A 25,445-nucleotide genomic window follows, 5' to 3' on the forward strand; every position below is an offset into this window, starting at 1 on the left:
CAGCAGTAATTTTAATCAATATGCTTTAACTTGTCAACTTCTTCGCGTGTTAATTCACGATATTTCCCAGAAACTAAGCCATCAAGTGTCAAAAAGGCATAACGTTCACGTGATAATTTTTCAACTAGATGCCCCACTGCCTTAAACATTCGCTTAACTTGATGATAATGTCCTTCATGAATCGTTAATTGAACAATCTGGGTATCTTTTTTAGGATTAGTCTTTAAAATTTTTACTTTTGCTGGTGAACTTTTATGGCCATCGAATTTTACCCCTTTTTTCAAAGTGGTGATTTCCTCCGGTGATAATTTACCCTTAATTTTGGCAACATACACCTTTGGTACTTCATTCTTAGGGTGCATCAATAAATTAGCTAATTTTCCATCATTGGTCATCAATAATAAGCCTGAAGTATCATAGTCTAATCGACCAATTGGATATAACCGATATGGCAAATCTTCAAAGAAATCCACTACTGTCTTTCTACCTTTTTCATCCTTGGCAGTAGAAACAACACCACGTGGTTTATAGAATACATATGTATGTAAGCTTTCGCGTTCAATTGGTTGACCATCAACCGTTACGTTACTAAAAGTATCAACTTTGGTCCCCAATTGTGTCACTACTTTGCCATCCACTCGCACACGGCCAGCAGTAATCATCTTCTCAGCTTTTCTTCGTGAAGCAATTCCGGCTTCAGCAATGACCTTTTGTAATCTTTCTAGAGCCATTATTCATTTCCTTCCTGATCTTCAATATCCATACTTTCGTTTTCAAAATCTTCAATTAAAGGTAAATCGGCTAAACTATTAAAGTCAAAATATTGTAAAAAGTAATCCGTTGTCACATACAAATTAGGATTACCAGGTGCTTCTTTTTTACCCTTTGCTTTAACCAACCCTCGCCAAATCAAAGTTTGCAACGCACCTGATGAATTGACACCTCGAATTTCATCAATTTCCACTCTAGTAATCGGTTGGCGATAAGCAATAATTGATAAAATTTCCAATGCTGATTGACTTAAGGTTTTGGTTAAGTCCTTGGCAAAGTATTTTTCAATTGTTTTACTTACTTTGGGTGATGTAGTAAGCTTGTAAGTCTGATTAATTTTGATTAATTGCAGTCCGGAGCTGTCTTGTTGATATTTATTTTTGGATTTAGTAACTAATGTTTGCAATTCGACTAGACTTATTCTTAATAAATCTAACAAATTTTGTTCTTCAATTCCATCATCACCTGCAACATACAGCAAAGCTTCTAATTCTGCCATTTTATTTGCCATGGGCTACTACTCCTTCTAATTCAAGATCGCCAAAGCTCCGCTTCTGTTTAATACTAATTTCGTGTTTTTTACATAATTCCAGCATTGCCAAAAACAAGCCGATCACATCAGACAAATTATTTAACTTGGTCGCACACGCAAAGAAGCTTATTTTTTTCTGCTTTTTAATTTCTGTACGTAAAAAGCTGCTCATTTCCGATAATGGGCGTTCTTTAGCTTTTATTGCCATCGCTTCGGGATGCTTGAGTTTTAATTTTTTTAAAATTAACGAAAATGTATCAGCTAATTCTTCGGCTGAAATTTTTCCCATTGGTAAAGGATGTACTTTTTTTGTAGAAGCACTGGGTTCTTTTGCAATTGTAATTGGTACTTCTTCATTTCGTTCTTTAAAATACGATGATACTCTTTTAAAAACAGAATACTGCACTAATTGTTCAACTAATTCCTCTCTTGGATCTTCTTGCACAGAATCCTCAACAAAATCGTTCTTTGGTAACAAATATTGTGACTTGATCCGTAAAAGAGTTGAAGACATTACAAAGTATTCTCCAGCAATTTGCAAATTCAATTTTTGCATTTTAGTCAAATAATCTAAATACTGGCTAGTGATCTGCGAAATCGGAATATCATAAATGTCTATTTTTTGTGAACGAATCAAATGGAGTAATAGGTCTAAGGGACCTTCAAAATTGGGTAATTCTAAAGTTAAATTATTACTAGTCATGATTATCTTTTTAATAATTTTAGTATATAAGTGTACTCAGGCACCGCTGAGATTTTGTACTGTGGATTATTTTGAATTAATTCTTCTAAAATCTGTCTTTGATATTTCTTTTCGCGATATCCTGGTGCTAAAGATAAGTAGCGAATAATAATAAAGTGATTTTCTTTTTGCGTTCCAATTACCCCAATAATATTGGCATCACTATCACGAAATAGATACAATTGAAAGCTATTGTCCTCTTGATTAAGGTGCATCTCATCTTTTAAGTTTGCTAAATTTTTAAAATCTGGCAAGTAAGATAATAGCCCCATTGCTGTTTTTTCATAGTCTTTTTTATATTGAATTAACATTATTACTAAACCACCTAAACTCGCGGATGTGTTTCATTATAAACCTGCAAAATGTGCTTTTGCGTTAAGTTAGTGTAAATTTGGGTAGTACTGATATCTGAGTGACCTAAAATTTCTTGTACTACCCGTAAGTCTGCCCCATTTTCCAACAAATGCGTCGCAAAAGTATGTCGTAAGGTGTGTGGAGTCACATCTTTATTGATCCCTGCTAGCTGACAATAGCGCTTAATTATTTGCCAAATTGCTTGTCTAGTCAGAATATTACCACGACTATTTAAGAATATATATTCAACATATTTATTCTTCTCTAAGACCAACGGATCTCGTACTTCTTGTTCGTACTTATTAATCCAGTCTAGAGCGATTGGACTAATCGGGATCAAGCGCTCTTTAGAACCCTTACCTAAGACTTTGACCAACCGTAAATCACTGTGCAGATTACTCTGTGTTAAATTAATCAACTCACTCACCCGCATACCAGTTGCATAAAGCGTTTCAAGAATCGCACGATCTCTTAAACCTAACTTTTTACTAGTGTCTGGTTGAGTTAACAAGCGTTCAACTTCATCTTGAGTCAAAGCTACAGGCAGTCTTTTTTCTTTTTTCGGTGGATCAATCTCAATCATGGGATTAAGCTTTTGAATATTCTGCCGAGCTAGCCACTGATAGAACTTGCGTAGACTAGAAATCATCCGGCTAATTGAGCTAGTAGCCTTATTTAAATCTTTTTGTCTCGCTAAAAACGCGTCAATATCAGTGGCCTCTGTAGGCCAAGTATTGAAGTCTTCTTCATTTAAGAAATCTAAAAATTCCGTCAAATCTTGACGATAGGCAGTAATTGTATTATTGCTCAAACCCCGTTCAACTTGACTAAAACGAAGGTAATCTTCTATTTGACTATCTAATTTACTCATTGCTTTCATCTTCCGGATCGCTAATTAGAGTAATAGTACCAGCATCCTTATCTTCTGTGATAATTTTAGCTTTCAACAAATGACCTAATGCGCGTTTAAAAGCAGATTTAGAAATACCAAAGTATGCCTTAATCTCTTGCGCGTCAGATTTATCATAAAAAGGCAAAGTTTTTGATGCTTTACGTCTTAAGCTCATTAAAATCATTTGAGCATCATCATCAATTTCCTCAAAGGCACGTGGTAAACTACTTAAGTTTAAACGTCCATACTGACTAATGCCGATAACTCTCCCCTTGAATTGTTCACCTAAACGTAAAGGACGAGCCATTTGCGACTCGTGAACAAATCCTAGGTAATAATCAGTGGTTAAGACAAAACAACCAATATCACGACTTGCATAAACGGTAGCAAAAACATTTTTATTTTTCATATTATTAGGGAAATGAGCTGATAACTGTTCAAAAATGTTTTCATCAGCCAATTTAGCCCAGATACGATCTTTTTCATCAGTTTCAAGCCGTACTAATAAGCGGTCATCTTTTCGAGGCCAGCGATTTTTATCAAATGGCAAGTCATCCATCGAAATTACAACATCTTTATCAGGCAGCCCAATATCAACAAAAACACCTAAGCCAATTCTAACAGCAGTCACCTTACCCCAACCATATTGATCTGATTGGGCAAACGGTAAGAATTGTGTCATCTCTCGTTGATGTTGTTGATTATCATAAATAAAACCAGTAATTTCATCTCCAAGATGAGGGGTTTCTTCTTGGGTTGCTTCATGGCGCTTAAGTTCATAAGTTAAGCCATCAATTTGAACATAATAAGCATTCTCATTTTGATCAATAATTTTACCAGTTTGAATTGTTCCAAGCATAATATTCTCCTACTTTACATATCTCTGTTTACCAGTATACGCAAAATTTGAGCAAAATAAAATAGCCAGCTCGTCAGCTGACTATTTTATCTTTTTATATTAAGTTAAATCTTTGAATTAAAGATTTGACATTTCGCCTTGGTAAATAGCACCACGACGAGCGTCAACAGTGATAGTAGTACCATCAGAGATCTTTTCAGTTGCATCAGTAGTACCAACAACAACTGGGATACCTAATGACAAACCTACAACTGCAGCGTGTGAAGTCAAACCTGAAGCTTCAACAACTAAGCCTGAAGCCTTCTTGATTGCTGGCATGTAGTCAGAGTCGGTTACCTTAGAAACTAAGATGTCGCCTTCCTTAACCTTGCTGTTAGCTTCTTCTGCTGAGTTAGCTACAACAGCCTTACCAACAACTGAGCCGTTACCAACGCCTAAGCCTTGTGCAAGCTTGTTACCGATAATTTGTAACTTCATAACGTTAGTAGTACCTGATTCACCAACTGGAACACCAGCAACGATGATTACAAGGTCGCCATCCTTAACAAGGCCCTTTTCCTTAGCTACTTCAGCAGCCTTTTCAAACATGTCATCAGTTGACTTAGGCTTTTCAGTTAAGACTGGAGTTACACCCCAAACAATACCCAATGAGTGTTGGATCTTTTCATCAAAAGTCATAGCAACGATGTCAGCGTTTGGACGGTACTTAGAAATCATACGTGCAGTGTAACCTGACTTAGTAGCTGCAATAATAGTCTTAACGCCTAATTCTTGAGCAGTACGTACAACTGATTCACCGATAGCTTCAGTTACGTTTGAACCCTTGTAAGCTTCAAATCTTTGAAGTGCTAAAGTGTTACGCTTAAGCATTTGCTTTTCAGTACGTTCATCGATTTCAGCCATAGCCTTAACAGCCTTAACTGGGTACAAACCGTTTGCTGATTCACCTGAAAGCATAGTTGCGTCAGTACCATCAAGAACTGCGTTAGCAACGTCAGAAACTTCGGCACGAGTTGGACGTGGGTTTTCTTGCATTGAGTCAAGCATTTGAGTAGCAGTAATAACTGGCTTACCAAGTGCGTTAGCTCTTCTGATTAAGTCCTTTTGTACAAATGGAACTTCCATGAATGGAATTTCAACACCCATGTCACCACGAGCAACCATTAAACCATCAGAAACTTGTAAAATTTCGTCAGCGTTGTCGATACCTTCTTGAGATTCAATCTTAGGGAAGATCTTTACGTAGTCAGCACCTGCTTCTTCACAAAGCTTACGGATGTCTAAGATATCTTGAGCTTTACGAGCAAATGAAGCAGTAATGAAGTTAATACCAAACTTCAAACCAAACTTAATGTCGTCAGTATCCTTTTCAGTGATACCTGGGAGGCGAATTTCAACACCTGGAGCGTTAACACCCTTCTTTGAGCCGATAACACCAGTGTTTTGAGCTTCACAAACAAGTTCTCTCTTTGAGTCGTCCTTTTCCTTGATCAAAAGGTCAACTAAACCATCATCGATTAATACGTGACCACCAACGTGGGTATCATCGTACAAACCATCGTAGGTAACGTGGATCATGTCCTTGTTACCCTTCTTAGTAGCGTCCATTGATACACGGATTTCGTCACCAGTGTTAATAGTGAACTTGCCACCTTCTTGTTCAGTGGTTCTGATTTCTGCACCCTTAGTATCAAGGTCGATACCAAGAAGCATACCAGTATCCTTTTCCACTTGACGAACCATCTTCATACGAGCAAGGTGTTCTGGGTGGTCACCGTGTGAGAAGTTGAAACGGAATACGTTTGCACCAGCTTTTGCCAAAGCAGTAATAGTTTCAATATCGTTTGAAGCTGGCCCTAAAGTACTAACAATCTTAGTTTTCTTCATTATAAAAAAATCCTCTCAAAAAAATCTAAATAAGTATTACTTATTCATTTCTTTATTAATATCCAACAATGCATAGTCACCTTGGTGCTTACCATCGAACAGATCAAGAATGTCGTGGGTAGCAAGTTTACTATTCTCAATGCCGACAGCTAAACCGCCCTTACCATCAAGAAGTAACTTAACAGCATAATTACCCATCTTAGTAGCATTAACTCTATCTGTAACCGTTGGTGAGCCACCACGTTGCATATGCGCAAGGACATTTGCACGGGCATCAAAGTCGCCGTATTTAAGTAATTCATCCTTAAACTTATCAGCGCTCATAACACCTTCAGCAAGTACAATGATACCATTATCTTTACCATCCGCAAAGTGACGCTTAAGTGTTTCTGCAATTTCCTTAATGTCATATGGACGTTCAGGAATAACAATTGCATCTGCACCGGTAGCAACACCAACACGCATAGCAATATCACCACACTCACGGCCCATTACATTAACAATGAACACGCGGTGGTGAGAAGCAGCAGTATCACGAATCTTGTCAATTGCATCCATTGCGGTACGACAAGCAGAACTAAAGCCGATAGTGTAATCCGTATATGGAATATCGTTATCGATAGTTCCTGGTAAACCGATTGAGTTGATCCCCAAGCGAGTCAAAGCTAAAGCACCGTGGTAAGATCCATCACCGCCAATAACGATAACAGCATCAATACCGTGGCTTCTTAATTGCTCTGCACCCTTCTTTTGCACTTCTTCTTGTGCAAATTCTGGATAACGAGCTGAGTACAAGAATGTACCACCTTGACTGATCTTATGGTCAACGTCTTCTGCTGTAAGGGCAACGAAGTCGCCTGCAACCAAACCGGCAAAACCATAACGAATACCAAAAACTTCTAGACCATTAGAGATCGCAGTTTTTGTGACAGCTCTAATTGCTGCATTCATACCAGGAGCGTCGCCGCCACTGGTTAAAATACCAATCCGTTTCATGAATTCACCTCATCATGATAATTTGTGTAATTTCTCACATCAAGTAAATATTAACATTTTTTCGTGCAAAAATCTCATAAAAAATGCTTTATTTTGCTTAATTTATCGCCTTTTTGAATATTAGCGCTTTCATTGTTGACCTAATCACAAACTAATCCTTAAATTATTCTTTGAAATTGACTTTTCGGATGTTTGTCAATAAATATTGCTTTTTATTTGGATCATAGCGCTCATTTTGGACGCGGATTCCAAGTAGATAAATATCTCCTTCTTTTAAGATGGAATGAATTTTTTCATAAATACCAGGAAAAATAGTAATTTCTTGTTGACTACTTGAATCAGCAAAACTAGTAAAAGCCATTGTTTGGCCCTTTTTAGTGTTAATTTGTTTTAACTTCATTAATTTACCAACGCTGATGCCTGAGTCATTAATTTCAAATTGATTCAATGGTTTAGCGTCAAATTTACGTGCATACTTCTGCACAGCAATTAATGGCGTCGTGGTCGTAGCAAAACCTAAGACCTTTTCTTCCATTGCTGCTTTTTCATTTTTTGTTGGGGCAGCCACCTCTTTCATCGGTACTCCACCTAAACTTTCAGACAATGACAAGTTTTGTCCGGTTAACTGAACATTTTCAATTAAATCCTGACAATTTTGCAATAATTCATTCCGGTTATGATTAAGCTGATCAAAACATCCCGCCATGATTAAACTTTTAATCGCATCTACCTGCAAAAATTTAGGATCAGTTTTTCGCAAAAAATCGCTCAAAGATTTAAACGGTCTCTTTAGACTTACAATCTGCCGCACGAAATCAACTCTTAAGCCCTTAATCGCTTTTAAGCCTACTAAGATTTGCCTATTTTTTAAAGTGAAATCAATCTGACTCTGATTTATATCTGGCGTTAAAATATTAATCCCAGCTTCCTGTGCTTGCATAATGTAAGTTTGAGCTTTCAACTTGCTAGCACCAGTTGAATTCAATAAGGCAGTATAAAAGGCAGCTGGAAAATGAACCTTTAAATAGGCTAACCAAAAAGCAATTTTTGTATAAGCAACAGCATGGGAACGATTAAAACCATAATTAGCAAACTGCTCAATATAATTGTAGACCTTCTCTCCTACCGCTTTACTATGACCATTCTTAACCGTTCCTGCGATAAACTTCTCTCGCTCTTGATCAATGATTGCTTGATTCTTCTTTGACATCGCACGCCGCAAAAGGTCGGCTTCTCCTAATGAAAAGCCTGCCAAAATTTGCGCTGTTTGCATAACTTGCTCTTGATAAACCAAAATTCCATAAGTCGGTGCCAAAATTCTCTTTAAACTTGGATCTGGATACCTGACCGCTTCTTGACCATGTTTACGTGCAATAAAGGTCGAAATATTCTGCATTGGACCGGGACGATAAAGGGCATTTACCGCTACTAAATCTTCAAAATTATCAGGCTTTAATTGTCGTAGAACTCTTCTAATACCTTCTGACTCAAACTGAAAAACAGCATCAGTTTGACCAGCTCGAAAAAGAGCTAATGTTTTAGCATCATTTAAAGGAATTTTATTCGGATCAATTTCTATTCCTTGACTACGAATTAAAGCTAAAGTATTGCCTAAAATGGTTAAATTTCTTAGTCCCAAAAAGTCAATCTTTAATAACCCTAACGCTTCAACATATTTCTTTGTTTGTTGGGTTACTGGAATTCCTAATTGACCGGCTTGTAAACCAGAAATTCCTGCAATTGATTCATCGCTAATTACCAGTCCTGCAGCATGAATAGAATAATGCCGTGGTAATCCTTCTAAGGCACGGGCAGTTTGAAAAAGCAAGGTGTTTTCTTTAGTGGCATTAACTAATAAACGTAATTCTCTTGATTGTTCATAGGCTTCATTTAAGGTGATTTTACCTTTAGCATAAGGAATTGCATTTGCCCATTTATTTACTTCGACTAAAGTTAACCCAAATACCTTACCTGTATCTCTCAAGGCCTGCTTAGCTGCTAAAGTACCAAAAGTCAAAATTTGGGCCGCATGATCCATGCCGTACTTTTCAAACATGTACTTGATAACGTCATCTCGCCGATTATCTGGAATATCTAAGTCGATATCCGGCATTTCGTGACGAGCAGGATTTAAGAATCTTTCAAACAACAAGTTGTATTCTAGCGGATCAACTTCAGTAATCTTCAACGCATATGAAACTAATGACCCACAAGCCGATCCTCTCCCAGGGCCGGTAGTAATCTTAACGCGATGACAGTAATTAATTACATCCCAAACGATTAAGAAATAGTTATCAAACCCCATCTGATTGATAACTTGCAATTCATAGTCCAATCTCTTCTGATAAGAAGCAGGAATTATGCCATTTGCAAATCGAGCTTTAAGACCTGTTTGGGCTAAATAATGCAAATATTCTTTGGCCGTCGGAAACTTATTTTGATGATATTCGGGCAAAACTGGCTTTTGAAAAACCACTTCAGCTTGGCACATCTCAGCGATTTTCCAAGTATTATTAACTGCTTCATCCAAGTAAAAATCGTGATATCGACTAATTAACTCTTGCACCGGTACAAGATAGTGCGATCCTTTTTGCCTTGCTAAAGGAAGCAAATCTTGCAGCTTTTTTCCTTCTTTAATTGCCAAAAGAGTTTTACGTAAAAAATGATCCTGTGGTTCAAGGTACTGATTATCTTCAGTTGCTACCAACGGCAAATTAAATTGTTTTGCTAAGGCCTGGACATAATTTACGTAATTTTCTTGCGGCTTAGTAGCATAAACACCTAAAAATAATGAGCTATTAGTAGGAATTAACCCCTTTAAATCGCGTAAATATTCACTACCCAATGCTTCATTTTGCTCAGACAGCATTAATAACTCACTATGAAGATTAGCCGGGACAATAATAACTAACCTCTCTAAGTATTTTTTCAATTCTGTTAAAGTTAAAACTTTTTTATTCTGACCATTGTCAGTTAACAAATTAATTGCGCTTGATAACCGTAATAAATTGCGATATCCGTCATTATCTTTGGCAATAGTAATTAAGTCATACTTTTTAGTACTGTCAATTAAACCATTTAGTCTAATCTGCATCCCTAGTAATGGCTTGATCCCTATTTCTTTAGCAAGTTCAAAGAAATTCACTAGACCATAAGTTACATTAATATCAGTTAAAGCAACTGCCTCATAGCCTTTATTCTTGGCAGCAGATAAAAGATCTCTAATTTTAGTTGGACTTTCTAGCAAAGTAAACGAGCTTAAATTTTGTATGGTTGCAATTTTCATTTCTGCCACCCTTTCTATGCTAAATAAAGTATACCAAATCAGTAATTCTAAGTTTGAAAAACTGCTTTAATTTTGATAAAATCCTGTATTGAAAGAAGGAATAATCATGGGTCGTTATATCATTACAATTATTTGGAGCGTCATCTATATGATGGTAGTTGGTTTTATTGCTGCTCCTTTAACTCAAAGTACTTTTAACCCAGTAGAAGCCTTAATTATTGGCGTTGTCTTTGGTATCCTCTTTGCAGCAATTATCCCAACGATCACCGCTCATTCACACAAGGATAAGAGTAAATATTCAAGTTTGAAATAAAAACTTTAATTAGAACAAAAAAGCTTGGCCTTTAGTAATAAAAGGTCAAGCTTTTTATTTATTGTAATTTACTTAACATAATTTTATTTATTTAACAATTCACGATATAACGGCAATAAATTGTCGATGGTGCTAATGATAAATTCTTCCATATCATCTACTTTATCCTGTTCACGAAAAGCAAACTTACCTAATAAAAAACTACTCTTTAAGGCTTCTTGATCAAAGTTTTCTTGCTTTTCTTGATCAGCTAAATAAGTGGCCAGTGATAAATGGTCGGCAAACTCCATTTCATTCTTATCCCATAAGTACCAGTGGTCGCTGTTAATCTTCTTTGCCCAATCAGGAAGATCTTTTAACAGTTTATTGTATGCTTCAGGCAATTTTTCAGCAACATTCAAATTTACTTGCTTCCAAATTTGCCAAACATCTTTAAAATTCGCCTTAATCTGAGCTAATTCTTCTTCTGAATACTTTTCTTTTAATTTCTTAAATGAAAACTCATCACGATCAAAAATCGTAAACATTTTCTCTGTTAATGCTGTCATTATCTACCTCTACTTCTGATAATCCTCACCGTATATGTAACGATGTAATTTCAAATATTGTTCAAATAATTTGCGCTCATTGGCATTATCCTTGGGAAAATAATATTGCTTCCCAGTCAACCCCTGTGGCATGTAATTCTGACTAGCAATCTGATGTGGTGATGTAAATGGATTATCTATCAAACCACCGCCAGTGATTTCCTCTGAGTGACGATAATGCATATCTCGTAAACCGCGCGGCATCGGATGTTGACTAGGATGCTCCGTATCGTGATCCAATCTTTCCCAGATTTCATCAAATACACCTGACTTAGGTGAAATACACATCAACATGGTTGCAAACATTAAAGGGTATTTTGCTTTAGGCATGCCAATTTTTTCTGCTTGATTAGCTGCAACCACAATCTGCGTTACCTGTTGTGGATTAGCTAAGCCAATGTAAGTATATGGAATCTCTCTTAGCCGACGAACCACTGAAGGCAAGTCGCCATTTTTGAGTAAAACTGCTAAATAATACAAAGCTGCATCTGTATCTGACCCAGCCATCGAATCTGAGTAAGCCGCTAAATAATCATAATGTTTAGTGGCTTTTTTATCATAACTAAAATGTTGGCCTCTGATAAAGCTTTTAACATCGTTAACTGAAATTTCATGTGGATTAATGGCATGGACTGTTTCTAAAATATTTAAGGCTACTCTTAAATCGCCATCAGCGGCACTTGCAATCATAGCTAAGCTCTTATCTTCAACCTGATTGGATGATAATTTAAAGATTTTATCTGTAGCCCTTTTTAAAACTAGTTCAATATCGGCATCTTCTAAAGCTTTAAATTCAAAAATTTGACACCGTGATCTAACTGCTGGAACAAGCGACATAATCGGATTTTCTGTAGTTGCGCCAACTAATAGAATATGACCATTTTCTAAATATGGTAAAAGAAAATCCTGCAAGTTCTTAGTCATTCGGTGAATTTCATCAATTAATAAGACAAAAGGTTGATAAGGGTAGGTTTTAATAAATTGCTCTAACTTAGCCTTATTATCGATGGAAGCATTAAACTTAGCCAAAGGATAATCAAATTTATTAGCAATAATTTGTGCTAAGCTTGATTTCCCTGTACCTGGTGGTCCCCAAAGAATGAGGGAGATTGCTACCTTCTGATCGATAATACGGCGTAGCGGCATCCCTTCACCTAATAAATCTTGCTGACCAACTACTTCTGTTAATGTTTTTGGCCGCATTTGATCAGCTAATGGTGTTTTAAATGGCATTATTTCCACCACAACTTAATTAGAGCTTGCGTACCATCATTTCCTAGCTTTCGATCATCAACTAATACTTCATACAACTTTTTAGCTTCTTTTGTTGCTGGTAGGTCAAGTTCCATTTTATCGGCTTCTTCAAGTGCAATGCGCAAATCTTTTAAAAAGTGTTTTGCAAAAAAGCCAGGAGTATAATCACCTTTTAAAATACGTGGACCATATGATCCTAGACTAAAGTTTTCGGCAGCACCTGACTGCAAAGTCTGACAAACTTGTTCTAAATTTAGTCCTGCCGCCTTTGCATAAACTAGCATTTCCGTCATCCCTGTCATTGTACCAGCAATCATAATCTGGTTAGCCATTTTAGCATGCTGTCCGCTACCATATGGGCCAAAGAAATTTAATTTACTTGAGAAGACCATAAAAATATCTTGTAAGTAGTCAAGATCTTCCTTGTGACCACCAATCATAACTGTTAAGGTACCGTTTTTAGCACCAATATCACCACCAGAAACAGGTGCATCAAGAATGTGAACTCCCTTTTCTTCACCTGCTTGACCAATCTTTTGCGCTAAACTAGGTTTACTTGTAGTCATATCAATTAGGTATTGTCCAGAATGAGCAGTTTCAAAAATGCCATTTTTGCCAAAGTAGATATTTTCTACGTCTTGCGGAAAGCCGACCATCGTGAATAACACATCTACCTGCTTAGTTAATGCAGCTGGATTATCTGCCCATTTAGCGCCATTATCTATTACAGTTTGAGCATGAGCTTTTGTACGGTTATAAACTGTCGCGTCATAGTTGTTTTTCAACAAATTATTTATTATTCCGGTACCCATTACACCAGTACCAATAAATCCAATTTTCATGTAATCACCCTTTTTTATTATAAAATACAATTATTGAAGATAAGAAAAGGAATTTTTAAATGAAAAAAATCACTTTAAATCAACTTTATGACATCATGTATGATCATTTAGATCCAAACGGCTGGTGGCCTGGACGTTCTGATTGGCAAGTAATTTGGTCAACGGTTTTAATCCAAAATACTAATTGGAAAAATGTTGATAAGGTACTCGTGTCTCTATACCACGCAACCGACTTTTTACCTGCGAATATCTTGCAGATGAGTGATGAAGAACTGCAACAAGTAATTAGCTCAGCCGGCTCATACACTCGTAAAGCACAAACAATTAAGAATTTGGCCCAATATTTTAAAGATCGCTTTAACTATGATCTTGAATTAGCCCAACAGCAGAATAAACAAAACTTGCGTCAAGAAATTTTAGCAATCAAAGGTATCGGGCCAGAAACTGCAGATGTGATTCTGATGTATGGCTTACGCAAGGGTGAATTCGTAGTTGATCAATATTCAAGAAAATTATTTTCTTGTTTAGGTTGGCCTGATTTACCTTCCTATGAGAAAACTAAAAAATTGATTGAAGCTAATTTGACTAATTTCACCTTGCGCAATTATCAAAATTTTCACGCCATGATTGATATGTTTGGACAGAAATATAAACTACCACAACAATTTAGTGCTTCATTTTTAAAGGATTACCGGTTAAAAGATTTAAAAACTGATAAATATCACTCTAAATTCTAGCAATAGAATTTTACTAGTATTAAAAATATTCTTTATTAGGCTAAAGTACTGTTATATTCAAATTTATATCACTTTTCATTAACAAAATTTAAAAAATAAATTTGACAAAAATTGGAAACGGTTTTATTCTGGAAGAGAATTAAATAAATGTTCTTCGAGGCAGGGTGAAATTCCCGACCGGCGGTAAAGTCCGCAACCCGCGTAAGCGGTGGAACCCTTTTGGGTACCGATAGTTACAGTCTAGATGGAAGAAGAATAATTTTAATCTACGCTTATTTGGCGTACTTTAAATTATTTTTAACTTGGATAATAATGCTGAACCTCGAAGTAAACTCTTCGAGGTTCTTTTTTGTTCTGTTAGGAAGTGATTTTAAATGGAAAAAGACCAATATTACATGAATTTAGCTTTGCAAGAAGCTAAAAAAGGTCGCTACCAAACTTGGAAAAATCCTATGGTTGGCGCTGTAGTCGTCAAAGACGATCACATCCTGGCGACCGGTCACCACATCCACTATGGTAAAAGCCATGCGGAGCGTGATGCCATTTCTAAATTAACTCCAGAACAATTATTTAATTCAACCCTTTACGTCACACTTGAACCATGTAACCACTACGGAAAACAGCCTCCCTGCTCTGATTTAATTATTCAAAGTAAGCTCAAACGCGTTGTTATTGCTCAAGTGGATCCACATAAGCTCGTTACCGGCAAAGGGATTGCTAAGTTGCGAGCACATGGAATTGAAGTTAACACGGGAATTTTAGAAAAAGAAGCTGAAGAACTAAATCAGTTTTATAGCTTCTTTTATCAAAATAACCGTCCCTGGATCACAGTTAAGCAAGCTGTGAGTTTGGATTATCGGGTCAATTGTCAGTCTCAAACCTGCACAGCAATTACTAATCAAACTGTTTATGACCGTGTCCATCAAGAGCGAGCCGATTATCAGGCTATCTTGATCGGCTCGAATACTGCACTGGTTGATAACCCTTCTTTACTAACAAGTGTTAAAACTGATTACCCACCCATCAGAATAATTCTCGATCGCCGTGGCCGTCTTTTTAACCAGCAAGAACTAAAGCTGTTGACAGATCAACAAGCTCCCACTTGGATTTTTACTCAATCTCCTGAATTAATTAAAATGTCAACGCCAAAGAATGTCAGAATCTTTCCAATGAGAACTAATCAACTAGCCGAAGTTATGGGAACTTTAACCCAAGAAGGTATTCAATCCGTTTATGTTGAAGGCGGTCCAACTGTCGCCAAGACCTTTGTTAATGAGCACTTAGCTAATTACTTAATTGAATACTTAAGTCCAAACTTATTAGGAAAAAATGGTGACTTAGGATTACTAGCCAATCATCCCGTCACTTTAAAGAATGTTCAAATTGAGCAACTAGCAGATAATTTACGAATTGCAGGTGAAATTAATGTTTAGTGGTTTAGTACGTGGGGATGCACACATCGCTCAAATTAACCAAGATAAAGAAACAATTACTTTAACAGTCAAGTGTGCGCTTGATTTTATTAAAGATCTGAAAATTGGCGACTCAATTGCCATTAATGGGACTTGTTTGACCGCCGAAAGTTTTACTAATGATACTTTCACAGTCACAATGATGCCTCAAACTTATAAAAAGACGATCTTTAAAGATTTAAAAGTTGGTGATCAACTTAACGTTGAAAGATCTTTACAAGTTGGTCAACGGTTGGAAGGACACATTGTTACCGGGCATATCGATGATATTGCTCAAGTTAAGACAGTAAATCAAAATGAAAATGCCATCGAAATTTGGTTTAACTTTCCTACTCGACTAGAAAAGCAAATCGTCCCTCAAGGCAGCATCGCAATTAACGGTGTGTCATTAACAGTCATGGACACTAAGGAAAACAATTTTTCCGTTGGCTTAATCCCCCACACTCAGGACGAAACCAATCTTGTCCAACTAAAAGTTGGCTCAAAAGTCAACATTGAAACCGATATTTTAGGCAAGTACGTTGCTAAGAATTTAGAAAAGAGAGTTTAAAAATGGATGTTAAGAAAATTCAAAATGCAATCGAATGGATGAAAAATGGTGGTTTAGTCATCGTTGCCGATGATGAAGATCGTGAATCCGAGGGTGACATGATCGGTTTAGGCTCAAAAGTAACACCAGAAAATGTCAACTTTATGACTAAGCATGCTCGCGGATTACTTTGTACACCTGTAAGTAAAGAAATTGCGCAAAAATTAAATTTGCATCAAATGGAACAAGATAATACTGACCCATACGGTACCGCCTTTACGATCAGTGTTGATTATAAGACTACCACTACCGGAATCTCCGCATATGATCGTGCAGCAACGATTAAGGCAATCACTGACCCTAACAGTAAACCAGAAGATTTCTTCAGACCTGGACACTGCTTCCCACTTGTTGCTTTAGATGATGAAATTAAACAAAGAAATGGTCATACCGAGGCCTCAATTGCCTTAGCTCACTTAGCTGGAGAACCAAAAGTAGCTTATATTTGTGAGGTCATGAAGAGCGACGGTCATATGGCTCGGCGCCCACAATTAAAAGAAGTAGCTAAAGAATATCATTTACCATTCTTAACCATTGCCGAACTTCAAGAATACATTAACAGAGAAGCGAGTAGTCGCTCAGAATTTGTAAATCTCCCAACTGAATACGGTAATTTCAAGATCAAAAGCTACGGGCACGGTAATGTGGCTTTGATTAAAGGTAAAATTGATCCTTCACACCCCGTTTTAACTCGTGTGCATTCTAAATGTTTAACTGGAGACACTTTTGGTTCTAAACGTTGTGATTGCGGGCCTCAACTTCACAAAGCAATGCAAGAAATTGAAAAACATGGTTCTGGTTTAATTATTTATCTAAATCAAGAAGGTCGTGGAATTGGCTTAACCAATAAATTACGCGCTTACGCTTTGCAAGATCAAGGACATGATACTTATGAAGCTAATGAACTACTTGGCTTTGCACCTGACGAACGTGACTATGATGTTGCTGCACAAATTTTTAAGGATCTAAAAATAAAAAGCATTAATCTCTTAACCAATAATCCTGATAAAATTGACCAATTAAATGATGACGGCATCAAAATTAATAAGCGCATCCCTTTAGAAATCCAACCTAATGACATTGATCTCTTCTACCTACAAACTAAGAAAAAGAGATTCCATCATCTACTAGAACTCAAGGAGGCTGAATAATGACTGAATTCACCGGAAACTTTACTAATACTCACGGCAAGATTGCGATTGTCGTCGCCAAATTTAATGAAATCGTCACTAAGAACCTAGTGCGTGGTGCTAAAGAAACTCTCCACCAATTTGGAATTCACGACGATGAAATTGATGTTGTTTGGGTGCCGGGAGCTTTTGAAATTGGCTTTACTACTCAAAAACTGGTCAATAGTAATCAGTATGCAGGTATTATGACTTTGGGTGCCGTTATTAAGGGTGAAACTGATCATTATGCCATGATTATTCAAAATATTACTAGTGCCATTATGCAAATTAACCTGCAAGCAAAAATTCCAGTTACATTTGGTATCTTAACTACCGAAAATATTGATCAAGCTCTGCAACGAGCAGGTTTAAAGGCTGGCAATGAAGGTTCTTCTACTGCCCAAAGTTTGCTTGAAATGATTTCTCTCAATGATCAACTTAGCTAATAGCAAATAATTTAAATTATGTAAAAAGCAAGACGTTTTTCGTCTTGCTTTTTCTTATTTCGAAAATTTACCTCTTTCCTTATCCCTGCGATAGAAATAGATCGAGCTAATGGTCATTAAAACGATTGCCGTCAGGATAGCCTGCTTTTTACTTATGCTACATTTCATGTAATACCTCTTCTATCTCAACAGTTTCTTTTTAGAGAATTATACCTATTTTCTATTTTTGGGACATCATTTATGCTTACAAATACTTCGATCCTTCAGTAATCGACAGCTTAGCCATTTCATCACAATTTTCTGCAATAAAATCCCTTACCCAATCAGGATTTGTTTTAGAATAATCTCTTAATGCCCAACCGATAGCCTTATTAATGAAAAACTCTTGACTATTTAAATTATTCTTGAGGATTTTCTTTAAAAGATCTGTATTCATCTTTTCTTTACGCAATAACTGATGCTCAATTGCTACTCTTCTTACCCAAATATCAGGATCCACTGACCATTTAAGCATGAGACCATCAACGCGTTTATCTCTTAATCCTAAATCGCCAATTGGCTTAATCAAACTATCAATTGTATCCCACCACTGCTTAGTACGCACAAAAGATTCAATTCGAGCCATTTCTTCAAAAGTAAAGTACTTTTTCATGGCAATTAAATAATCACAAACAAAGTATTGCATTTCCCGCTCCGGCTCTTGCCAAGCTTCATTCAATAATTGCCAATTTATCTGCTTGCTTTTCTTTTCCGCGAGTAAAAAATCATGATATATCAATCGCCTTTCTGGAGTATGTAACCCATAAAAAGAAAATTGATTACGCATATAAGAAGCTAATTGTTTGGCTTGCAGTAGATTAACTTTTTGTCCAAATTTAACTTTTAATTCTTCTAATTCCATTTGATTCACCAAAAAAAGTGGGGCTTTCACTCCACTTCTAATATCATTTTCCTAACCAATTCAGATTCTGTTTGTTTTTCTTCCGCCAAACGAATTCAATGACAAAACTAATCACTAGGGGGAAAATCACAGCAATCCAAGTTAAGGTTTCACCATTCATAATTGTTTGTGCAAATAACAAGGCAAACAATGCCAGATTAAGAATCACTGCGATAATCAAAATACTCTTTTTGGCACAAGTTTCTTTAACTAAACGCAAGTGTCCTACGTTTACCATGGCATAAACTAGCAAAAATGATAGACTGGCCATTTCTCCGACTGATGATAATGGGAAAATAATGACAAAGAGGCAAACTAAAAAACTAGTAAAGAATAAGCCCCAAGTGCCACCAAAATGAGTCATTGAGCCAAATTTAGGCGGTATTTCATCAACTTTAGCAATTCTTAAACCCAAGTTTTCATCACCAAACATGGTAGAGTTAACGGCTGAAGCAGTCGCAACTAAGGCAGCAATTCCAATTAAGATCATCCCTATTTGACCAAAGACAGCTTGCCCAGCTGCTGCTAAAACATGTCCTTGGTTAGCAACTGCTGCTTTTACACCAATTGTACTAATTACGACAAAACTAGCAATGATATAAATCATCATGACAATTCCTAAAGACAAAAATAAAGCTAAAGGTAATTGTTTCTTGGGATTCTTCATATTCCCCGCTGCATTGGTAACTACTCCAAAGCCTTCATAAGTTACATACAATAATCCAGCAGCAGATAAAATACCAACGATTCCACTACCAGCATTACTACTATTAATTGTAGGAACATGTGCCTCAGTCAAACCAATCGCAATAAAAGCTATCAAAATAATTAGTTCAAAAGTAATGATAGTTGTTTGCGCACGTGCAACTTGCTTAGAACCTAAAATATTAATAAAAACAACCACAATAACGATTGCAACACTAACTGCTTTACCGAACCAGCTATTGCTATTCTGATGAGCAAATTGACAAACGTATTCTGAAAAACCCGTTGCATATAAAGCCATCGCGACTACCCAGCCTAAGTACTGAAAGACGTTTAATCCTCCAGCTAATAGACCATCACCAAATCCTTTTAACAAAAATTTCGCAGCGCCTCCACGATCGGGATATTTCATCCCTAATTTTGAATATGAATAAACTGAGAAAGCCGCAACTAATCCTCCAATTAAAAACGATAATGGTAGCCAGACACCAGCACTTTTAGCAGCTAAACCCAGTAACGTATAAAGTCCAGCACCCATCATTCCACCAACGCCAATGGCAGTTGCTCCAATGACACCAATTGAATTGGTATTTTTCTTTTGTGTTTTCATATCAATACTCCCATTCTGATAATCTTCTCAGTTTTATTATAGTCTTATCTCAAAAACATTTTTCAAATTTATGCTTCCATTTTAAACACTTGTTTGGTATATTATTAATATCCAAACAGATGTTTAGAAATGAGGGATTGTAATGAAAAACACAGCTTATTATCTTGAGACAAATTACCAACAACCATTACTGTTACAAGATTTACGCCATTTCATTATTTACATTGATGAAAGTATTTCGTATCAGCAATACGAAGAAAAAATGCGAGCTCACAGATTTATTACTGCTTTCTATGTGATCGAGAACAGTAAATTAGCTCCTTTTAACCATCTCTATCAAAAACAACTCTATCCCTCTTCTGGCCTAAAAGAGAAAAAAAGTAATCTAGTTTCAGACAGAGTTAATCAAAAGGCATTAAAAATTGCTGGGCAATTCATGACTAACGCGTTGATTTGCGAAAGAAACGCCTACGACTACAGTCAATTCGGTGAATGGAAAAAGAACATGTATCTGACGCTAGAATTAGTTTCTTACATTCTGCCTATTAAGCAAATTCTAGAGAAACTTAAAGAGCAAACCGCTGCACCTAAAATGCTTGTTGATGTTGTGATTGATCGCACTTCGCAAAATAACATTGATCCTTGTCGCGGCTTAAACGAAAAGTTTCTCCAAAAAATGATTCGAGAAATTACTGTTCCTAATTTGCAATTTGAAATCACCTACCAGACCGCTGACAGTAAAACTAATTATGGTATTCAGGCAGCGGATATGTTAGCTGGGGCCTATCGTAAAGAGCGCCTGTATCAAGATAGTGATTCTGAGACTAATCTAATTCCGTTTACTTATGAAAACATGAAGCTCAAGCCTAGTCTCAAAGATAATCCTGATTTCTTAAAAGTCTTTGGTGAACTAACTTTTGAACAATTACCTAATATTGACCCTGTTACATTTAAAGCGCCGCAGATAAAAGACAAGAATATTCCGGTCAAAAAGCACTGGCATCCGCTAAACAGCTTATTAAACTTTCTTAAAAGCTTTAAGCATCCCAAGAAGTTAGCTGCCAAGCCAAATACTATCAATAATCTCCAGCAACTAAATTTTGTAGATGATAATTCACAAAGAGTAGAAATAGTAGTTTTATTGAAAACCCTCAATAAGCACTTAAAGAAAATTGCACTTCATTATGATTTTTCAGGTCAAAATTTCATTACTAGTTTAAGCAAAAAGGTTGATACTAAGCATTACCAAAAGACAATCGCTAATTTATTGAATAACGTCAAATTACTGACGAATACCCAACTCACTTCATCACAACGACGAAAATTTAATCGCTCTTTACATGATTTTAACCGTGCAGTTGACAAATATATCTAAAAACGGGAAGGTTCCTTTCACTTTATGTGCGAGGAATCCTCCCGTTTTAACGTTTTATAAATCTTTACCGGTTTTGGTCAAATCGCTTTTATCAGAAATCCAAGTGTACATTGGCAAGTCAAGATGTCCCTTATCATCAATTGCTTTGAGAACTTTTTCCATAAAGAATTCTTGCCATTCTTTACTTGGCTTAGGACCAGCTGTGGTCATCTGTGGCTTTAACCAACCTTCACTTAAGGCTTTAACTGGATTCAAGCCAACAACCATTCCAATTGTGTAGTTAGAAAAATCAAAGCTTCCCTCAACCACAATCCATTTAGGATTCTTAACTAACTCCGGTTGCAGTTTAACTAACAATTCTGGTGGAATTTTTCCCTCGGTCACCATCATCCGGCCCTTTATTGCGCCATGCTTTTTCTCAAAGTCTTGCAAAACACCTTGCATAAATAACTTTTGACCTAGTTGATTGAATTCTGCATCATTTTGTAACATATATCTGCCCCATTTAACTTAAAATCTGATTAATTTAAATTGTACCGAAAAGCAACCCATTTAGCAAAATCTACTAGTTAATTTGTAAGCGTAAAAAACGATGATTCTCAAAATGAAAATCATCGTTCTTATTTTGGTTTAAGAATTATTTTTCAAAGATCTATCATTATTGTTGACTAGATTGTGACTCCTGAGAATTTGGAACTTCTACCGTTTCCGTTGATTCTGTCGGAGATTGATACTTCTCAACATGAGAACTAACGTGCCTGCCAATCAAATACCGTTCAGTAGCTGAATTGCTTGGCGAGTAAGCTCTAGTCGAACTCCTACTTGTTGAAGTATTTACGGCTTCTCTAGAACCAGATACATTTGCCTGCTCACTATTATTCAAGTTATCTTTAACTGAAGTAGTTACGGCTTCTCTAGAACTAGATACTTTTGCTTGCTCACTATTATTCAAGTCATCTTTAACTGAAGTATTTTGTTTACCATCAGATACTTTACTTTGCTCACTTTTGACACTTTCTACTAAATTATCTTGAGTTTTGTCTGATTTGGTAGTTTGCTGGAGACTACTATCAGTTAAATTGAATTTTGACTTCTTATTATGCGAAACATTTTTATTAGTCTTCAATTTCGAATTACTTTTATTCGATATTGTCGAAACAACTTCAGCTTGATTACTCTTCGCAGTATTTTTAGATCCATGTCCACTAACAGAGTCAACAATCCATCCACCTGCACCTACAAGTATCATGCCAATTACTAAGTAATTGCCTATAATCCTGATGAAAGAGACACTAGCTTTACCGTGATTTTTTATTTGCCACATTGTAGATATAAGTAAAGCAATGTAGCCCACAGCGCCAATGAGCAATATATATTTAAACATTATCACTACCCCTTCCTAGGACATATTCTCACTTACAAGTGCACTACTGTGAATTATTCCTTACGCTTCTTTCTTAAACCAATTCCAAATAATCCTGCCATTGAAACTGCTGCTAATCCAAGTAGAGAAGCTGCATTAGTATCATTTTCACCCGTTTGTGGCAATTCATGCTCACTAGCTTTATCTACTCTTGATGGTAATTCTTTTGCTCGAGTTCCGTAGATATCTTTAGTATCTAAAACAGTTCTATATTTAGTTACATATCCATGTTTAGTTCTAGTAACCTTATGTACTCCTGGATTTTTAGTTTCCGGTTTATTCGGAGTTTCCTCAGGAGCTGGAGTTGGCTCACTTCCCGGTACTGGGGTTTGTTCTGCTGGAGTAGTTGGTACACTTGTAGATGGATTATTTGGAGATGGTCTACCTGGGGTGTCATGGCTATAAACAACCGGTGTATCCTTGGTTGGATCCTTTGGTGTCAACTTCGGTGTATCCGTGTGGTAACCTGGCACAACTGGTGTGTCTTCATTTGGCGTTACCTTGGTTGGATCATCTGGATCATTCTTATATGGTTGTGGCGTGGTTCCTGGTATGGTCTTTCCTGATGGATCTACTGGTACGAAGTTACCTACCTTACTGTAAGTGACTGTTTCCGTGTAGTCCTTTGGTTCTACCTTGCCATTGTAGCCAGCAGCTTGCTCAATTGTTGCTTGCTTCTTATCTGCTACATAGCCAGTTACTACTGGCGTATTTACTGGAGTGTAACTATCTTTTGTTACCCAAGGCGTTGATGATAATTCTTTACCTGTTACCTTGTCAACAGTAACGCTTCTTGTCCAATGTGTTTTTTCTACATTGTCTTTTGGATTATTGTCTGATCCAGTGTAGTTTACTGTAAAGGTATGATCAGCTTCGACGTTAGTTTCGTCTCCAGTATATTTTGGTCCATTTGGATTTCCATTTGGATTAATTGGTGTTCCATCAGTTGGGTGCTTTGGATCATTTCCATCTACTGTCGTAGTTCCATGCTTCAAGTGGACATCGAAGACTTGACTTATATGACCTGCTTCATCCTTGACATCATCGAATGGAGTTGCAGTTGTTGGAATACCGTCACTTACTAACTCGTAACCATTGTTTTCGTAGTTAGTTAACGCTGCTTTGGCTGGAGCGAAGTTGATGTCCTCTCCTACCTTACCGTTTAAAGCAACACTTGGTAACTTGTTTGATGGGTCTGTATCATCAATGAAGTTTACTTGAGCACTTGCTTTATCTCTAACATACTTAACTAGCGTATTCTCACCTGGGTTTACAGGGGTTACCGTACTCTTGTTTGGATCACTAGGATCAACGTTAACGCCTGCAGCTTGCCCAGTTGTTGCTACAGTCCAGCCAGCTAATATTGGCACATTAGTAGCTGCTGCTTTAGTTGCATTATCTGGGTCATTCTTGTATTGAACACTATCTTTAGGTACAGTCACTGTGTCGTAGCCTTGGCCATGAATCCAAGTTCCATTTTCACCATACTTTCCCAGCGTAACGTTCTTAGTACCATCAGCATCAATTTGCTTGCCATTTTCATCAACTGGAACAATATAACCTAACGGGTTAAAATAAACCGTCTCTTGAACTTGTGGATGATCTGGCGTAGCTGTTAACCCTCCAGCCCATTCTTTATTTGCAAAGTATCCTGGAACAACTGGTGTTTTAACCTTGTTAAAAGTATGACTGTTTTCATTCCATGTCGTCTCACCCGTAGCTTCATTATGTTCACCATGGAAAGTACTAGATTGGGTATTATCAGGTGGAAATGGATTTGCGGAGTCTGCTGCTGAAGTATCACTGCTTCCTGAGTTAGTAGTTGCATCATTCGCAACCGCCAATTTACTGTCTGATAAACTAGCTTTAGTCTGATCAGCCTCTTTTGAATCTACCTTTTTAAGGACAAGCTCATCTTTTGTTTTTGCGTCACTCGCAACATTAGGCTGTTTAGAGTCTATACTTTCAGTCTTACTATTACTACCATCAGAATCAGCTGTTGCAGTTTTTGCAACACTGTCTTTGTTGTCCGCTAAACTAGATTGAGCATCTTCTTTCGCTGCTGAATCTGCTTTTTTAAGGACAAGCTCATTAGTTTTCTTTGACTCACTCACAACATTAGGTTGCTCATGCTCAATAACTTCAGTTTTACCATTGCCATCATCAGAATCGGTAGTTGCTGCTTTAGCATTGGATACTGTTGTACCCATATACAAAGCGGTGCCCAACAAAACAGATGCAATCGCACCGGTTGTTAACTTACGAAATCCAAAGTGCTGTTCTCCTCTTTCAGCAGCTTTTTCATTTTTAAGTTTAATATTATTTTTTGAAACCAAATTTATTCACCTTTCTTTGAAACTTGAAATATACAAATGTACTCATTCCGTTAACACCTTTATTATATAAAAAAAAAAAAAAGACAACATAGTAATTGTCAATGCTTTTGCGGTAGTAAGTGTCAAAGTTTTTGCGGTTACTCAAAAACCATTAGTCTGACCTTAATTTCTTAATAATTTATGTGGTTTAACATCCGATTGAATTTACTTAAATAGCTGCCACCAACTACTGCTGCTGTTAAGACTCCGTGTTGAATACCGGTATGGATTTCGTGACGGGTTCTCAAACTATCTCTAGCTGCGGCTTGTAATTTCTTACGGTCTAAGG

The 25,445-nt window shown here is 36.8% G+C and carries 24 protein-coding genes, 1 pseudogene and 1 riboswitch; of the genes and pseudogenes, 7 read left to right on the top strand and 18 right to left on the bottom strand.

Going from position 1 to position 25,445, the window contains the following annotated elements:
* Positions 1-11 precede the first annotated feature (11 nt).
* The 9 genes from EJK17_RS00735 to EJK17_RS00775 form a co-directional block, all read right to left on the bottom strand.
* A complete protein-coding gene (locus EJK17_RS00735) occupies positions 12-731 on the bottom strand; it encodes a pseudouridine synthase (RefSeq protein ID WP_103661841.1) in 720 nt (239 codons plus the stop codon).
* Positions 731-1,282 (bottom strand): SMC-Scp complex subunit ScpB, encoded by a 552-nt coding sequence (gene scpB / locus EJK17_RS00740; RefSeq protein WP_103661840.1) that lies wholly within the window; start codon positions 1,280-1,282, stop codon positions 731-733. Before scpB ends, EJK17_RS00735 begins: the two co-directional genes overlap by 1 nt.
* Positions 1,272-2,006, bottom strand: a complete 735-nt coding sequence (locus EJK17_RS00745) for a segregation and condensation protein A (RefSeq protein ID WP_103661839.1) — start codon at positions 2,004-2,006, stop codon at positions 1,272-1,274. Before EJK17_RS00745 ends, scpB begins: the two co-directional genes overlap by 11 nt.
* Before the next feature lie 2 nt (positions 2,007-2,008).
* Complete coding sequence (locus EJK17_RS00750) at positions 2,009-2,356, bottom strand: reductase (protein WP_103661838.1); 348 nt, start codon at positions 2,354-2,356, stop codon at positions 2,009-2,011.
* A 14-nt stretch (positions 2,357-2,370) separates the two neighbouring features.
* Complete coding sequence (gene xerD / locus EJK17_RS00755) at positions 2,371-3,270, bottom strand: site-specific tyrosine recombinase XerD (RefSeq protein ID WP_103661837.1); 900 nt, start codon at positions 3,268-3,270, stop codon at positions 2,371-2,373.
* Positions 3,263-4,150, bottom strand: coding sequence for a CvfB family protein (locus EJK17_RS00760; RefSeq protein ID WP_127796130.1), 888 nt, complete (start codon positions 4,148-4,150; stop codon positions 3,263-3,265). The genes xerD and EJK17_RS00760 overlap by 8 nt, the downstream gene beginning before the upstream one ends.
* A gap of 117 nt (positions 4,151-4,267) precedes the next feature.
* Complete coding sequence (gene pyk, locus EJK17_RS00765; protein WP_103661835.1) at positions 4,268-6,037, bottom strand: pyruvate kinase; 1,770 nt, start codon at positions 6,035-6,037, stop codon at positions 4,268-4,270.
* A gap of 36 nt (positions 6,038-6,073) precedes the next feature.
* The gene (gene pfkA, locus EJK17_RS00770; protein ID WP_103661834.1) at positions 6,074-7,033 is read right to left on the bottom strand and encodes a 6-phosphofructokinase; all 960 of its coding nucleotides are present in this window, start codon (positions 7,031-7,033) and stop codon (positions 6,074-6,076) included.
* A gap of 163 nt (positions 7,034-7,196) precedes the next feature.
* Positions 7,197-10,319 carry a DNA polymerase III subunit alpha gene (locus tag EJK17_RS00775; protein ID WP_103661833.1) on the bottom strand — a complete coding sequence of 1,041 codons (3,123 nt, stop codon included), beginning with the start codon at positions 10,317-10,319 and terminating at the stop codon, positions 7,197-7,199.
* Between the two features lie 106 nt (positions 10,320-10,425).
* Here EJK17_RS00775 and EJK17_RS00780 point away from each other — a divergent pair, with 106 nt between their 5' ends.
* Positions 10,426-10,632 (top strand): YjzD family protein, encoded by a 207-nt coding sequence (locus EJK17_RS00780; protein ID WP_103661832.1) that lies wholly within the window; start codon positions 10,426-10,428, stop codon positions 10,630-10,632.
* An 83-nt stretch (positions 10,633-10,715) separates the two neighbouring features.
* On the opposite strand, the gene EJK17_RS00785 is transcribed toward EJK17_RS00780, so the two are convergent.
* From EJK17_RS00785 to EJK17_RS00795, 3 genes are read right to left on the bottom strand one after another with little or no spacing between them, the layout of a single operon-like run.
* Complete coding sequence (locus EJK17_RS00785) at positions 10,716-11,180, bottom strand: HI_0552 family protein (RefSeq protein WP_127796131.1); 465 nt, start codon at positions 11,178-11,180, stop codon at positions 10,716-10,718.
* Between the two features lie 9 nt (positions 11,181-11,189).
* Positions 11,190-12,452 (bottom strand): replication-associated recombination protein A, encoded by a 1,263-nt coding sequence (locus EJK17_RS00790; RefSeq protein ID WP_103661830.1) that lies wholly within the window; start codon positions 12,450-12,452, stop codon positions 11,190-11,192.
* Positions 12,452-13,315, bottom strand: coding sequence for an NAD(P)-dependent oxidoreductase (locus EJK17_RS00795; protein WP_103661829.1), 864 nt, complete (start codon positions 13,313-13,315; stop codon positions 12,452-12,454). The genes EJK17_RS00790 and EJK17_RS00795 overlap by 1 nt, the downstream gene beginning before the upstream one ends.
* Before the next feature lie 59 nt (positions 13,316-13,374).
* Between EJK17_RS00795 and EJK17_RS00800 the strand changes: the two genes are divergently transcribed.
* The 5 genes from EJK17_RS00800 to ribH all read left to right on the top strand — a co-directional run bounded on the left by EJK17_RS00800 (position 13,375) and on the right by ribH (position 17,728).
* Positions 13,375-14,052 (top strand): endonuclease III domain-containing protein, encoded by a 678-nt coding sequence (locus EJK17_RS00800; protein WP_103661828.1) that lies wholly within the window; start codon positions 13,375-13,377, stop codon positions 14,050-14,052.
* Positions 14,053-14,198: 146 nt separating this feature from the next.
* Positions 14,199-14,312, top strand: a riboswitch (FMN riboswitch).
* A gap of 114 nt (positions 14,313-14,426) precedes the next feature.
* On the top strand, positions 14,427-15,485 hold the full coding sequence (gene ribD, locus EJK17_RS00805) for a bifunctional diaminohydroxyphosphoribosylaminopyrimidine deaminase/5-amino-6-(5-phosphoribosylamino)uracil reductase RibD (protein WP_103661827.1): 1,059 nt from the start codon (positions 14,427-14,429) through the stop codon (positions 15,483-15,485).
* Positions 15,478-16,074 (top strand): riboflavin synthase, encoded by a 597-nt coding sequence (locus EJK17_RS00810; RefSeq protein WP_103661826.1) that lies wholly within the window; start codon positions 15,478-15,480, stop codon positions 16,072-16,074. The genes ribD and EJK17_RS00810 overlap by 8 nt, the downstream gene beginning before the upstream one ends.
* Positions 16,075-16,076: 2 nt before the next feature.
* Positions 16,077-17,264: a GTP cyclohydrolase II gene (ribA, locus tag EJK17_RS00815; protein ID WP_103661825.1), complete on the top strand. Its 1,188-nt coding sequence runs from the start codon at positions 16,077-16,079 to the stop codon at positions 17,262-17,264.
* A complete protein-coding gene (gene ribH / locus EJK17_RS00820) occupies positions 17,264-17,728 on the top strand; it encodes a 6,7-dimethyl-8-ribityllumazine synthase (protein ID WP_103661824.1) in 465 nt (154 codons plus the stop codon). The genes ribA and ribH overlap by 1 nt, the downstream gene beginning before the upstream one ends.
* Before the next feature lie 244 nt (positions 17,729-17,972).
* Here ribH and EJK17_RS00825 read toward each other — a convergent pair whose 3' ends face one another.
* Together EJK17_RS00825 and EJK17_RS00830 are read right to left on the bottom strand one after the other, a co-directional pair.
* On the bottom strand, positions 17,973-18,629 hold the full coding sequence (locus EJK17_RS00825) for a DNA alkylation repair protein (RefSeq protein WP_103661877.1): 657 nt from the start codon (positions 18,627-18,629) through the stop codon (positions 17,973-17,975).
* Positions 18,630-18,672: 43 nt separating this feature from the next.
* Positions 18,673-19,983: an APC family permease gene (locus EJK17_RS00830; protein WP_103661823.1), complete on the bottom strand. Its 1,311-nt coding sequence runs from the start codon at positions 19,981-19,983 to the stop codon at positions 18,673-18,675.
* Between the two features lie 142 nt (positions 19,984-20,125).
* On the opposite strand from EJK17_RS00830, the gene EJK17_RS00835 reads away from it, so the two are divergent.
* Entirely contained in the window at positions 20,126-21,358 is a 1,233-nt protein-coding gene (locus EJK17_RS00835) for a DUF3800 domain-containing protein (RefSeq protein ID WP_103661822.1), read from the top strand.
* Positions 21,359-21,412: 54 nt separating this feature from the next.
* Here EJK17_RS00835 and EJK17_RS00840 read toward each other — a convergent pair whose 3' ends face one another.
* The 4 genes and pseudogenes from EJK17_RS00840 to EJK17_RS00855 all read right to left on the bottom strand — a co-directional run.
* Entirely contained in the window at positions 21,413-21,850 is a 438-nt protein-coding gene (locus EJK17_RS00840; protein WP_103661821.1) for a hypothetical protein, read from the bottom strand.
* 166 nt (positions 21,851-22,016) lie between these two features.
* Positions 22,017-22,742: a hypothetical protein gene (locus EJK17_RS00845; RefSeq protein WP_103660715.1), complete on the bottom strand. Its 726-nt coding sequence runs from the start codon at positions 22,740-22,742 to the stop codon at positions 22,017-22,019.
* 53 nt (positions 22,743-22,795) lie between these two features.
* Entirely contained in the window at positions 22,796-25,117 is a 2,322-nt protein-coding gene (locus EJK17_RS00850; protein WP_103660716.1) for a mucin-binding protein, read from the bottom strand.
* 170 nt (positions 25,118-25,287) lie between these two features.
* Positions 25,288-25,445: pseudogene (locus EJK17_RS00855) on the bottom strand (ISLre2 family transposase); the annotation flags it as partial.

Origin of the sequence: Lactobacillus xujianguonis, assembly GCF_004009905.1 — a bacterium.
Lineage (GTDB): Bacteria > Bacillota > Bacilli > Lactobacillales > Lactobacillaceae > Lactobacillus > Lactobacillus xujianguonis.

What these genes read in the sequence shown, in the direction of transcription:
- EJK17_RS00735 (WP_103661841.1), bottom strand. Translation starts at nt 731, where the DNA reads ATGGCTCTAGAAAGATTACAAAAGGTCATTGCTGAAGCCGGAATTGCT.
- scpB (WP_103661840.1), bottom strand. Translation starts at nt 1,282, where the DNA reads ATGGCAAATAAAATGGCAGAATTAGAAGCTTTGCTGTATGTTGCAGGT.
- EJK17_RS00745 (WP_103661839.1), bottom strand. Translation starts at nt 2,006, where the DNA reads ATGACTAGTAATAATTTAACTTTAGAATTACCCAATTTTGAAGGTCCC.
- EJK17_RS00750 (WP_103661838.1), bottom strand. Translation starts at nt 2,356, where the DNA reads ATGTTAATTCAATATAAAAAAGACTATGAAAAAACAGCAATGGGGCTA.
- xerD (WP_103661837.1), bottom strand. Translation starts at nt 3,270, where the DNA reads ATGAGTAAATTAGATAGTCAAATAGAAGATTACCTTCGTTTTAGTCAA.
- EJK17_RS00760 (WP_127796130.1), bottom strand. Translation starts at nt 4,150, where the DNA reads ATGCTTGGAACAATTCAAACTGGTAAAATTATTGATCAAAATGAGAAT.
- pyk (WP_103661835.1), bottom strand. Translation starts at nt 6,037, where the DNA reads ATGAAGAAAACTAAGATTGTTAGTACTTTAGGGCCAGCTTCAAACGAT.
- pfkA (WP_103661834.1), bottom strand. Translation starts at nt 7,033, where the DNA reads ATGAAACGGATTGGTATTTTAACCAGTGGCGGCGACGCTCCTGGTATG.
- EJK17_RS00775 (WP_103661833.1), bottom strand. Translation starts at nt 10,319, where the DNA reads ATGAAAATTGCAACCATACAAAATTTAAGCTCGTTTACTTTGCTAGAA.
- EJK17_RS00780 (WP_103661832.1), top strand. Translation starts at nt 10,426, where the DNA reads ATGGGTCGTTATATCATTACAATTATTTGGAGCGTCATCTATATGATG.
- EJK17_RS00785 (WP_127796131.1), bottom strand. Translation starts at nt 11,180, where the DNA reads ATGACAGCATTAACAGAGAAAATGTTTACGATTTTTGATCGTGATGAG.
- EJK17_RS00790 (WP_103661830.1), bottom strand. Translation starts at nt 12,452, where the DNA reads ATGCCATTTAAAACACCATTAGCTGATCAAATGCGGCCAAAAACATTA.
- EJK17_RS00795 (WP_103661829.1), bottom strand. Translation starts at nt 13,315, where the DNA reads ATGAAAATTGGATTTATTGGTACTGGTGTAATGGGTACCGGAATAATA.
- EJK17_RS00800 (WP_103661828.1), top strand. Translation starts at nt 13,375, where the DNA reads ATGAAAAAAATCACTTTAAATCAACTTTATGACATCATGTATGATCAT.
- ribD (WP_103661827.1), top strand. Translation starts at nt 14,427, where the DNA reads ATGGAAAAAGACCAATATTACATGAATTTAGCTTTGCAAGAAGCTAAA.
- EJK17_RS00810 (WP_103661826.1), top strand. Translation starts at nt 15,478, where the DNA reads ATGTTTAGTGGTTTAGTACGTGGGGATGCACACATCGCTCAAATTAAC.
- ribA (WP_103661825.1), top strand. Translation starts at nt 16,077, where the DNA reads ATGGATGTTAAGAAAATTCAAAATGCAATCGAATGGATGAAAAATGGT.
- ribH (WP_103661824.1), top strand. Translation starts at nt 17,264, where the DNA reads ATGACTGAATTCACCGGAAACTTTACTAATACTCACGGCAAGATTGCG.
- EJK17_RS00825 (WP_103661877.1), bottom strand. Translation starts at nt 18,629, where the DNA reads ATGGAATTAGAAGAATTAAAAGTTAAATTTGGACAAAAAGTTAATCTA.
- EJK17_RS00830 (WP_103661823.1), bottom strand. Translation starts at nt 19,983, where the DNA reads ATGAAAACACAAAAGAAAAATACCAATTCAATTGGTGTCATTGGAGCA.
- EJK17_RS00835 (WP_103661822.1), top strand. Translation starts at nt 20,126, where the DNA reads ATGAAAAACACAGCTTATTATCTTGAGACAAATTACCAACAACCATTA.
- EJK17_RS00840 (WP_103661821.1), bottom strand. Translation starts at nt 21,850, where the DNA reads ATGTTACAAAATGATGCAGAATTCAATCAACTAGGTCAAAAGTTATTT.
- EJK17_RS00845 (WP_103660715.1), bottom strand. Translation starts at nt 22,742, where the DNA reads ATGTTTAAATATATATTGCTCATTGGCGCTGTGGGCTACATTGCTTTA.